Here is a 10382-nt window from a genome sequence, read left to right on the forward strand (position 1 = left end):
GCTACTATTTCCTGGTTGCACATTTCCTTTCAGCCTGTCTGACTAACTGTCTATCTAAAAAAGGAGTTTTCGAAATGGCACTACCTTTCCCGATTCTCACTGCCGAAGAAGCGGCTGAATTAATCAAGGATGGTCAAAAAATCGGTTTTAGCGGCTTTACGCCGGCGGGCGCCGCCAAAGCCGTTCCTGCCGCACTGGCGCAAAAAGCCAAGCGTGAACACGACGCGGGGCGTCCCTTCAAAATCAGCGTCCTGACGGGCGCATCGACCGGCAAGTCGCTCGACGGCGCGCTCGCCGAAGCCGAAGCCACGCTCTTCCGTACGCCCTACATGGGCAACCCCAACCTGCGCAAACAAATCAATGCCGGAGATGTCCATTACGTCGATATGCACCTTTCCGTATTGCCGCAGACCGTACGCTACGGCGCGCTGGGCAAGATCGACTGGGCCGTCGTCGAAGTGTGCGACATCCTCGCGGGCGGCGGCGTTGTCCTGACGACCTCGGTCGGTGCAGCGCCGACCTATCTGGCACATGCGGAAAAAATCATCCTCGAACTTAACTCCGCGCACCCAGCCACGCTGCTCGGCTTGCACGACATTCTCGAACCGCAGGATCCGCCCTTCCGCCGCGAAATCCCGATCTACTCGGCGTCCGACCGGGTTGGCTCGCCGATCTGCGTCGTGGATCCGAAAAAAATCGTTGCTGTTGTGCTGAACAACCAGCAGGATGAAACCGGCGGCTTCGATCCTTCCACGCCGGAAACCGACAGAATCGGCCAGAACGTTGCCGACTTCCTGGTTGGTGAAATGAAAGCCGGCCGTATTCCAAAATCTTTCCTGCCGTTGCAATCGGGCGTCGGCAACATCGCCAATGCCGTACTCGCTGCCATCGGTAAGAGCAAGGATATTCCGACCTTCCAGATGTACACCGAAGTGCTGCAGGATTCCGTCATCCCGCTGATCGAAGCCGGCCGTTGCTCGTTCGCCTCGACGACTGCGCTGACGCTCAGCCATGAAGCGATGAAGAAAGTCATTGACGACCTGGATTTTTACAAGCGCCACATTCTGCTGCGCCCGCAGGAAATTTCCAACAATCCGGAAATTGTCCGCCGCATCGGCGTCGTCTCAATGAACACGGCTATCGAATTCGACCTTGCAGGTAACGTCAACTCTACGCACGTAATGGGCAAGACGATGATGAACGGTATCGGTGGCTCGGGCGACTTCACACGCGCGGCCTATGTCTCGATCTTCTCGTGCCCGTCAACCGCCAAAGGCGGCAAGATCTCAGCCGTCGTTCCATTCGTCTCACACCTGGATCACAGCGAGCACTCAGTCTCTGTCGTCGTCACTGATCAAGGCGTGGCCGACCTGCGCGGTAAGGATCCGCTGCAACGTGCCGAGCTGATCATCAACAACTGCGTACATCCCGACTTCAAGGATCAGCTGCGCGACTACATGGGACGCATCAAGAAGATCAACCATCAGCCGTTCTCGCTCAGCATGGCCTACGGCATGCATCGTCAGTTCGAGAAAACCGGCGATATGCGCGGCATCAACTGGGCCGATTATTGCTGATTCCGCACGATCTGCTGATGCGCGTCAAGCATTCATCAGCGCACCAAAAAGCCCCGCACAAAGCGGGGCTTTTTCATGGTCAGCGAACGGAAACGATTGATAACTACGATTAGACCGGTCTACGCCATGTACTGTTTAGCGGTTCAGCGCAACTTTTTCTTGGCGGCCATTTCACGGGCCATGCGCATCACATCCGCCTCCAACGTGCCCGTGTCCGTACCGTAGCAACCCACCATATCAATTTCTTCAATAGCCGAGCTGCCGCTGCGGCCACGCGTCTCTACATTCGGTGTCAGTTTTTCCCTTTGTCGGAGGAGTGCCAGCTCTTCGGCATTCAGGCTACCTTGCATACTCTCCGGCACTTTTACGCCAAGTTCGATCAGAAGCCTGACAACATCCCGTTTATTGCCCCGCAGCGCCATAGATAGCGGAGATGTCGAAATGCTGTTGTCGGCCAGATTCACCTTGGCGCCATGTTGAACAAGCGCTTTGACGATAGCCACATGCCCAAGAAAACAGGCCATCGCTATCGGCAGTCCCGGCTGGCCATGGCTGCCGTCGATATCAACGGGAACGCCGGCATTCAGCAGGGCGCGCACTTTATCCAGTTCGCCGTTGCGAATACTCTTGATCAGATCATCAGAAGAACTCACAGAATCAGCTCCAAAAAAATACCATCTCGGCGAATAGTATAAACCCTATAGCCGTTTCGCAAGCTGATTATGATGCACGGATGCGCGCTGTCTGCCTGCTCGGCAATCCATTTCTGCCCTGCTTACCTGCCTTAGCAGAGGGCGTCAGGCCGCTTCACCGTAAGATCTGCCATACGCCCCAATAGCGGCCCAGAATGCTCACCGGGTCGATCAGCCGGCTCAGAGCACGTAGCGGGACAAATCCTCATTCTGCGACAAATCCGCAAGGCGCGCATCGACATACGCTGCATCGATGCGAACATTTTTTGCCTGCCCGGCATTGCCCGCAGAAAACGACACCTCTTCCAGAAGCCGTTCGATGACCGTATACAAACGACGCGCGCCAATATTTTCCGTCCGCTCATTAACCGACCAAGCCACTTCGGCCATACGTCGGATGCCATCCGGTATAAATTCCAGCGCCAGCCCTTCAGTCGCCATCAAAGCCTGATACTGCATGGTCAGGCAGGCGTCGGTCTGTGTCAGGATACGCTCGAAATCGCCGACCGACAGTGATTCCAGCTCCACCCGGATAGGAAAGCGCCCCTGAAGTTCCGGAATCAGATCCGAAGGTTTGGACAAATGGAAGGCACCGCTGGCGATAAACAGAATGTGATCGGTACGGATCATGCCGTATTTAGTCGATACTGTCGTCCCTTCGACCAGAGGCAGCAAATCCCGCTGCACGCCCTGCCTGGAAACATCGGCGCCACCCACTTCACTGCGCGACGCGATCTTGTCGATCTCGTCGAGAAAGACAATGCCGTTCTGTTCGACATTACTGACAGCAGCCAGCTTGACTTCCTCATCATTGACCAGCTTGGCGGCCTCTTCGTCAACCAGCAGCTTACGCGCTTCAGCAATACGCAACTTACGCGTTTTCTTGCGCCCGCTACCCATGTTTTGAAACATGCCCTGAATCTGCGAAGTCAACTCTTCCATGCCCGGCGGCGCAAAAATCTCCGCTTGTATGGACGGGCCATCCACTTCGATCTCGATTTCCTTATCGTCGAGTGCGCCTTCCCGCAAACGTTTGCGAAATTTCTGGCGCGTTGCGTTCTCATCATCCACCGCGCCGTCACCGACAACGCCGCCGCGCGCCGGCGGCAGCAAGACATCCAGGATGCGATCCTCGGCCGCATCCTCGGCGCGCACACGCACAGCCTTCATCGCCTGTTCACGCCCGCTCTTGACGGCAATCTCCGCCAGATCACGGATGATCGTCTCGACATCGCGTCCGACATAACCGACCTCGGTAAACTTCGTCGCCTCGACCTTGATGAACGGAGCATTAGCCAGCCGCGCCAGGCGCCGTGCAATTTCCGTTTTACCAACGCCCGTCGGCCCAATCATTAAAATATTTTTGGGTGTAATTTCCTGACGCAGCGGCTCGGCCACCTGTGCGCGCCGCCAGCGGTTGCGCAAGGCAATGGCGACAGCCTTCTTGGCTTGATCCTGCCCGACGATGTGTTTATCGAGTTCGTGAACGATTTCCTGGGGCGTCATCTGCATGGTGTTTGGCATAGACAGCAATCAACAAAACAAAAGGGTTGAAAATGAACGAAGCCCTGCGCAATACGAATACCGGAGCAAGCGAATGCCAACGCCAGAGAAGGTGCCGTGTCAATGATGGGCACGGCTCAATCCAGCGCTTCGATGGTGAAATTCCGATTCGTGTAGATACACAGATCGCCGGCGATCTCCAGCGATCTGCGCACGACTTCGACAGGCGCAAAATCAGTATTCTCGATCAGCGCTCGCGCGGCCGACTGGGCATATGCGCCGCCCGAACCGATGGCGACAATGCCGTACTCCGGCTCCAGCACATCGCCATTGCCGGTAATGATCAGAGAATGCTCGCGGTCGGCGACGGCCAGCATCGCTTCCAGACGGCGCAAGGCGCGATCACTGCGCCAGTCCTTAGCCAGCTCGACGGCCGAACGCAACAGGTTCCCCTGATGCTTATCCAGCTTGGCCTCGAAGCGTTCAAACAGGGTAAAAGCATCGGCCGTACCGCCAGCGAATCCAGCGAGAATGCGCTCCTGATAAATTCTGCGCACCTTGCGCGCACTCGCTTTGATAACGATATTTCCCAGCGTCACCTGGCCGTCGCCGCCCATGGCAACCTGGTTGCCGCGGCGCACGGAAAGAATCGTCGTACCGTGATACTGCTCCATGACAGGCTCGAAATCAGTCAGGGTTTAGGCAAAATCATTCGCGCCGAGGCATTCAGGCCAAGCACGCGGAACAGGCCGGCAACCATATAGTTAGGCTGATACAGCACGACCGGCCTCCCCTGGCGCTTGAGTCCCGCCAAGATATTCGCCAGCACGCCGGCGCTGACAAAATCCATGCAGACCAGGCGGGTACAGTCGATCACAATATTCTCATGCGCCTCGGCAAATTCGCCGAAGTCGTCAAAACGCACGCCGCGCACATCGCCTTCCAGCACATAGGCATTGGTCGGCGTTTCCTGCTCGACATTTTTATCCTCGTCCTCGGCAGTCTCTGCGGGGCGCCTGGACGCTGCAACGCGCGTTTCGTCCCATGAAGGCGGCGACAACTCAAAGGTTACGGCGTAGTCGATTGCCGTATTTTCAAAGAGCTCCTGTTTTCCCTGCCGCTGGCATAGCTCAAGAAACAAAAGCCAGGATTCCTGCTCTTTCGCTTCGCCGGGAACAAGCCGCGCCTGCAAGAGGTTCGCCAACGGATCCACACCCAGTAAATCGATTTCTTTCTGCTTCTGCCGGGCTTCCTGGATCAGTGCCAGCAGGCTGGCGCAACCTGCCGCATCAGCCTGTCGCGTCCGCGAAAAATCGATACGCAGACGCTTCCTTTTTTCCAGCGTCTGACGGATCGATGCGAATGCAGGTTTGTTTGATCCCACCAGATCGCCGTTGAAGTTCATGCCGCCGACAAGCGCCGATGACTTCGACTGGCTGTCGGTTTCTCCATGCCAGACCGGAGGCGATTTTTCAAAGGCTTTCGCATATTCGATGCCCATCGCGTCAAACGCCTTGTGGTCGCCAATAATCCGGTACAGATCGAACAGCATTCGCCACAGCCATTCGCCAGCTTCACGTTTACGATGCCTAACAGCCTCTTCCAGTACGCTTCGCGCCTCGTCGTTCTGGCGGTTGGCGTACAGCATCGCCGCCTCTTCGGCATCCGCATCGGCATGGGAGCTATCTTCTTCGACAATGATGCTTCCCTGGCTTTCATTGGGAGAAAAATCCGAAAAACGGGAATTTTCTACATCCGCATTGTCAGCATCCGGATTTTGCGCTTCCCCGTTCTGAGTGGCAGCTTCCGAAGCTGTTGTTTTTGATGACTTCTTGAAAAGGGAAAAAATCATAATTCCGTCGAAAGTTCTTGTGTTGTACAGCCTGGCCCCTACAGCCCGGGCCCCTCAAGGCAGAGCAATCGCGGCTTTATTTTTAGCATAAGCCCGCCATCAGGGCAAATTGAATTTTGCACCGCTATCATCTTGCGCGCCGCACTGTTTGGCGCCCCGTTGACCGTCTTGCGCCGCATCCTGCGCTTTATCCTGCATTTCACCCCTCACGCCATCCCGTTTAGCGCGCGGATGTGTGTCATCGTAGACCCTGGAGAGATACTGAAAATCAAGATGCGTGTACACCTGCGTCGAGGCAATACTGGCGTGGCCGAGCATCTCCTGCACGGCGCGCAAGTCGCCCGAAGACTGCAAAATATGCGTTGCAAAGGAATGCCGCAACATATGCGGATGCACACCGACCGGCATTCCCTGTTTGACTGCCAGGCGTTGCAGGCAAATCTCGATCATCCGCATGCTGATACGCCCGCCGCGCCGGCTGACGAACAAAGCCGTTTCTCCGGGGCGCGCCAACTGGCTGCGCTGCTGCACCCAGCGGCTCACCGCCTCGCGCGCAAAACGCCCGACCGGCACCAGCCGCTCCTTGCGACGTTTGCCCAGCACCCGGACTTCTCCCGCCAACAGATCGGGCACCCCGTCCATATCCAGCGCCGCCAACTCGGAGAGGCGCAAACCGGATGAATAGCACAACTCAAACATCGCCTGATCACGGATTTCCAGCAGCGTATCGACCTTGCGCGCCAATAATCGGCTTGCCTCGTCCGTCGACAACGCCTTGGGCAACCCCCTGTCGCTTTTTGGCGCACGCACGCCATCGACCGGATTGGCGGAAATCTCGCCGCGCCGCCCCAGCCAGCGATAGAAGCCGCGCCAGGCCGACAGGGTGCGCGCCAGCGAGCGGCCGGACAGTCCGCGAGCGTGCAGCTGCACCGCAAAGCGCCGGATATGATGCGCCTGCAAGGTCGGCAAACCGCCCGATGATTGGACAAGATCGGCATGCAGGCGAGACAACACCTCCAGGTCGCGCCGATAGCTGGCCACCGTCAGCGGCGACTGCCGGCGCTGCTGCGCCAATTCATCGAGATAGGCCTCGACCAGCCTCTCCCCGCTGGCTTTATCCGGGCGACTCGTATTCGTGCCGGCGTCGGATGTGGTCACAGTCTTGCCTGCGGCTGCTTCGTCTGCCGTGGCCGCCCCTCTAGACAAAGCGCTGCACACGAACCAGCGCTGCCGAGAGCATTTCGCCAATCCGTTCGAGATAGAGCGTTCCCATATCTTCGTAAAAATGGTCGCCCTCTTTACTGCCAAGCGCCAGCAAGGCGATCGCGCCACCGCCCGAACGCAGCGTAATCAATGCCTGCGAGCGAACTTCCGGTGCCTTTTCGCCAAACCACGCCGCCGCATCATGCGCGGGCGCCGCGCCGCAATAAGGCTGTGTCAGCGTCTCGGCAAACGACCGCAGCGCGCGATTAACCCCGACAAAGTCCGGCACTTCGGCAATGGCGTCGGGACGCTCCCAAAAGCACAAGGCAAAATACGGCACGCCAAAATCATCGCGCAGATAAAAATTAAGCGAATGCAGCACCGCTTGCAGCGTCGCCGCCGAAATCATCGCCACCGCCAGTCGATGCACCTTGTCGCTGAGCGCGTCATTATCCTCACCGAAGCGCAGCAATTCGCCCAGTTTATTTTCCAGTTTGCGGTTCTTTTCGCGCAGGCTCACCATCTGCCGTTCGGTGATGGAAATCATCCGTCCGCCATGCGGATGCGGAATAGGAATATGCGACAGCAGTTCGGCATGTTCCTCAAAAAACTGCGGGTTTTCCTGCAAATAACTCAAGACCTCCTGGGACTTCATGGCTTGATTTCTCCATTGAAAACGGTACCGGTTTCGATCATTATAAAATTGTGCGCCGCTTCCGGCCATTCAGGCCGCCTTCCGTGCCAATTGAAACACCGTCCGGAATCCAGAAAACAAACCTTCCAGCAACCATGCTTAAACGACTTCTGAGCCAGCTTGCCGTCACCCTGCTTTGGCTGCTGCACTTCCTGCCGCAGCCGCTGCTGGCGGCCATGGGCAGCGGCGTAGGCCGGCTCTTTTTCCTGCTCGGCGCACAACGGCGGCACATCGCGCAAACCAATCTGGCGCTGTGTTTCCCCGAACTCGACGATACCGCCAGAAAAGCGCTTGTCAAAGCGCATTTCCGCGTGCTCGGTCAAAGCCTGTTCGAGCGCAGCCTGCTCTGGTGGAGCCGCCCCGCACGCCTAAACCGGCTGATCCGCGTCGACGGCGAGGAAAAAATCCGCGCCCTGCTCGATGCCGGCCAGCCCGTCATCATGCTGGCGCCGCACTTCGTCGGCCTGGACGCCGGCGGCGTCGCGCTCGCCATGCGCTTTGACGCGCTGAGCATCTACTCCGCGCAAAAAAATCCCGTCTTCGACGCGCTGCTCTACCGCGGCCGCAAACGCTTCCGCGACCAGATGTTGCTTTCCCGGCAGGACGGCGCGCTGGCCACCATCAAAGCCATGCGCGCCGGACGGCCGTTTTACTACTTGCCGGACATGGACTTTGGCCGCCGCGACTCGATTTTTGTCCCCTTCTTCGGCATCCAGACCGCCACGATTACCGGCCTCTCCCGCCTGGCGCGCGCCGCCAAAGCGCTCGTGCTTTTTACGATCACCCGCCGCCTGCCCGGCAACCAGGGCTACGTCCTCGAAATCGGCGACCCCTGGCCGGACTTCCCCAGCAACGACGTCGAAGCCGACACGCAGCGCATGAACCAGATGATCGAAGCGCAAATCCGCACCATGCCCGAGCAATACTACTGGGTGCACCGCCGCTTCAAAACGCGCCCGGAAGGCGAAGCGAGCCTCTACTGAGCAGCGGCGCAGGCGCTCCGACCGCTCCGCTCCCGATGGACTTGGCCGCCAGCGCTGCCCGGAAGCCCGCGTATTTACGGTCTTTCCGCGAGGGATGCCCTGAAAGGACTGTGAATAGCGCGTTTCCAGCCATACCCCTCCAAGACCCGCATGAATAGGGCATTCCAGCGCCCCCTGCCCCGCAGCCCAGTGTTTACGCGGGTTACCGCGGCGGCTGCCCGCAAACGCCCTAAATACACGGGCTTGCGAGCAGGGCGTTTTTCGAATTGCAATCAACGAAAGGCGGGCGAATGTTCCCGCTCCCGCGGGGTGGAGAAGGCAGTGTGAGGATGGAGGGGATGACCAGACGCAGCGGGTAATTCAAGCTGCCCCGACCTTCTCCCATCCTGTTCTTCTCTCGCATCCCGACCTTTCACCGCATCCCAGCCTTCCCAGCATCCTAGCCTTTCTCCCATCCCAGCTTTCTCCATCAGGGAGAGAAAGCGACCGGCGAGCAGGCGGATGGGCACAGGCGCGCCGAACCCGCACCGTTCAGGCATAGCGGCCGGGGCTGTTCAGATGTTTCGGCTGCGCTCTTCTGGTCGGCTTTGCAAGCGGTGCTGCCCGGAAGCCCTTGTATTTACGGCCTTTCCGCGAAGGGCGCCCTGAAAGGCTTATGAATAGCGGGTTTCCAGCCATACGCCTCCAAAACCCGCATGAATAGGGCATCCTAGCGCCCCCTGCCCTGTAGCCCAATGTTTACGCGGGTTACAGCGGCACCTGCCCGCAAACGCCCTATTCACTAGGGCTACAGGGCATTGAATATCAAGGGGTTTTCGATAGCGCGGCGGATGCCGGCCAGCGTTACGGCAAGTGCAAGCATTTCTGATGCTTCCCAAGGCAGGCGCCCATGCGCCGTTGTCGCCGGCCTGGCGCTGAATCCGTGTAATCCCTTAATCCCGCCGCATCCGCTGTTGCCGTTCGACGATCTTGGCGTATTTCATGAAGCTGTTGAAGCAGCCGATGGCGATATGCACCAGCCCCGGCAGCCCGTCGCGGAAGCCGCCGCGCAAAAAATAGAACTTGACGAAGCGCACGAGCGGCGAGACGACCAGCCGCAGCGCCGGTACGCCCTGCGCGGGGTCGGCCATGCCTGCGCCCAGGGAGGTGTAACGGTTCTGCTTGTTCAGGTAGTTTTCCAGCGATTCGGCCGAGTCGTGCAGCAGGTCGCCGGCCAAGGTGCCGACGGGCTCATCGCACAGGACTTTTTCGTGCACTTCGTCGTCCGACCAGCGGGCGCGCCGCCGGTCGAAGAGGCGCAGGTTCCAGTCGGGATAGCCTTCACCGTGGCGCAGGTAGCGGCCGAGGAACTTGTTGGCGCGGGCGAAGCGGTAGGCGGAAAACTGCGGCGCGGCAAGCGCCTGGCGGATGCTTGTGGCCAGTTCGGGCGTCAGGCGCTCGTCGGCGTCCAGACACAGCACCCAGTCGTGGCGGGCCAGTTCGACGGCGCGCTGCTTGGTTTTGCCAAAACCGCGCCAGGCTTCTTCATACACGCGCACGCCGCGCGCCGCGCACAGCGCCTGCGTGCCATCGACGCTGCCCGAATCGAGCGCGACGATGTCGTCGCTCAGCCCGGCGACGCTGTCTAAACAGGGCACGATGTTCGATGCCTCGTCTTGGGTGATGATCGCCACGCTAAGCGGCGGTGTGCGTGGGGGCGTGACGGGCTGCATGGCAAAAAATCCGCTCCAAAATGATTCAGGCGGTAAGCCTAACATCCGTCACCGGCAAATGCCATTTTCCTTTTCGCTTTATGGCAGCGTGCATCCGGTAACAGGCTTCCGGTTTAAGGCGGCGCGGTCAGCCGTAAATCGGCGCGGCCGGGTATAATCCGCGCGT

At 58.8% G+C, this 10382-nt stretch carries 9 protein-coding genes; 2 read left to right on the forward strand and 7 right to left on the reverse strand.

Translation table 11 applies throughout. The features are described 5' to 3' along the window. Positions 1-74: 74 nt before the first annotated feature. Entirely contained in the window at positions 75-1577 is a 1503-nt protein-coding gene (locus ABCS64_RS09885; protein WP_418891670.1) for a butyryl-CoA:acetate CoA transferase, read from the forward strand. Positions 1578-1720: 143 nt separating this feature from the next. Here ABCS64_RS09885 and ABCS64_RS09890 read toward each other — a convergent pair whose 3' ends face one another. The 6 genes from ABCS64_RS09890 to ABCS64_RS09915 form a co-directional block, all read right to left on the reverse strand. After that, complete coding sequence (locus ABCS64_RS09890; protein ID WP_418891671.1) at positions 1721-2230, reverse strand: ankyrin repeat domain-containing protein; 510 nt, start codon at positions 2228-2230, stop codon at positions 1721-1723. Between the two features lie 219 nt (positions 2231-2449). Beyond that, positions 2450-3781 carry an ATP-dependent protease ATPase subunit HslU gene (gene hslU / locus ABCS64_RS09895; protein WP_479686658.1) on the reverse strand — a complete coding sequence of 444 codons (1332 nt, stop codon included), beginning with the start codon at positions 3779-3781 and terminating at the stop codon, positions 2450-2452. 128 nt (positions 3782-3909) lie between these two features. Then, complete coding sequence (hslV, locus tag ABCS64_RS09900; RefSeq protein ID WP_418891672.1) at positions 3910-4446, reverse strand: ATP-dependent protease subunit HslV; 537 nt, start codon at positions 4444-4446, stop codon at positions 3910-3912. A gap of 17 nt (positions 4447-4463) precedes the next feature. Further along, positions 4464-5624 carry an STAS domain-containing protein gene (locus ABCS64_RS09905; RefSeq protein ID WP_418891673.1) on the reverse strand — a complete coding sequence of 387 codons (1161 nt, stop codon included), beginning with the start codon at positions 5622-5624 and terminating at the stop codon, positions 4464-4466. A 99-nt stretch (positions 5625-5723) separates the two neighbouring features. Further along, positions 5724-6722, reverse strand: coding sequence for a tyrosine recombinase XerC (gene xerC, locus ABCS64_RS09910; protein ID WP_418891936.1), 999 nt, complete (start codon positions 6720-6722; stop codon positions 5724-5726). A 100-nt stretch (positions 6723-6822) separates the two neighbouring features. Beyond that, complete coding sequence (locus tag ABCS64_RS09915; RefSeq protein WP_418891674.1) at positions 6823-7482, reverse strand: DUF484 family protein; 660 nt, start codon at positions 7480-7482, stop codon at positions 6823-6825. A 134-nt stretch (positions 7483-7616) separates the two neighbouring features. On the opposite strand from ABCS64_RS09915, the gene ABCS64_RS09920 reads away from it, so the two are divergent. Beyond that, positions 7617-8504, forward strand: a complete 888-nt coding sequence (locus tag ABCS64_RS09920) for a lysophospholipid acyltransferase family protein (RefSeq protein WP_418891675.1) — start codon at positions 7617-7619, stop codon at positions 8502-8504. Positions 8505-9436: 932 nt separating this feature from the next. Here ABCS64_RS09920 and ABCS64_RS09925 read toward each other — a convergent pair. After that, positions 9437-10216: a glycosyltransferase family 2 protein gene (locus tag ABCS64_RS09925; protein ID WP_418891676.1), complete on the reverse strand. Its 780-nt coding sequence runs from the start codon at positions 10214-10216 to the stop codon at positions 9437-9439. Positions 10217-10382 lie beyond the last annotated feature (166 nt).

This window comes from Dentiradicibacter hellwigii (assembly GCF_041770905.1).
GTDB classification, from domain to species: Bacteria; Pseudomonadota; Gammaproteobacteria; order Burkholderiales; family Rhodocyclaceae; genus Propionivibrio; species Propionivibrio hellwigii.

What these genes read in the sequence shown, in the direction of transcription:
- ABCS64_RS09905 (WP_418891673.1), bottom strand. Translation starts at nt 5,624, where the DNA reads ATGATTTTTTCCCTTTTCAAGAAGTCATCAAAAACAACAGCTTCGGAA.
- ABCS64_RS09925 (WP_418891676.1), bottom strand. Translation starts at nt 10,216, where the DNA reads ATGCAGCCCGTCACGCCCCCACGCACACCGCCGCTTAGCGTGGCGATC.
- ABCS64_RS09920 (WP_418891675.1), top strand. Translation starts at nt 7,617, where the DNA reads ATGCTTAAACGACTTCTGAGCCAGCTTGCCGTCACCCTGCTTTGGCTG.
- hslU (WP_479686658.1), bottom strand. Translation starts at nt 3,781, where the DNA reads ATGCAGATGACGCCCCAGGAAATCGTTCACGAACTCGATAAACACATC.
- ABCS64_RS09915 (WP_418891674.1), bottom strand. Translation starts at nt 7,482, where the DNA reads ATGAAGTCCCAGGAGGTCTTGAGTTATTTGCAGGAAAACCCGCAGTTT.
- ABCS64_RS09885 (WP_418891670.1), top strand. Translation starts at nt 75, where the DNA reads ATGGCACTACCTTTCCCGATTCTCACTGCCGAAGAAGCGGCTGAATTA.
- hslV (WP_418891672.1), bottom strand. Translation starts at nt 4,446, where the DNA reads ATGGAGCAGTATCACGGTACGACGATTCTTTCCGTGCGCCGCGGCAAC.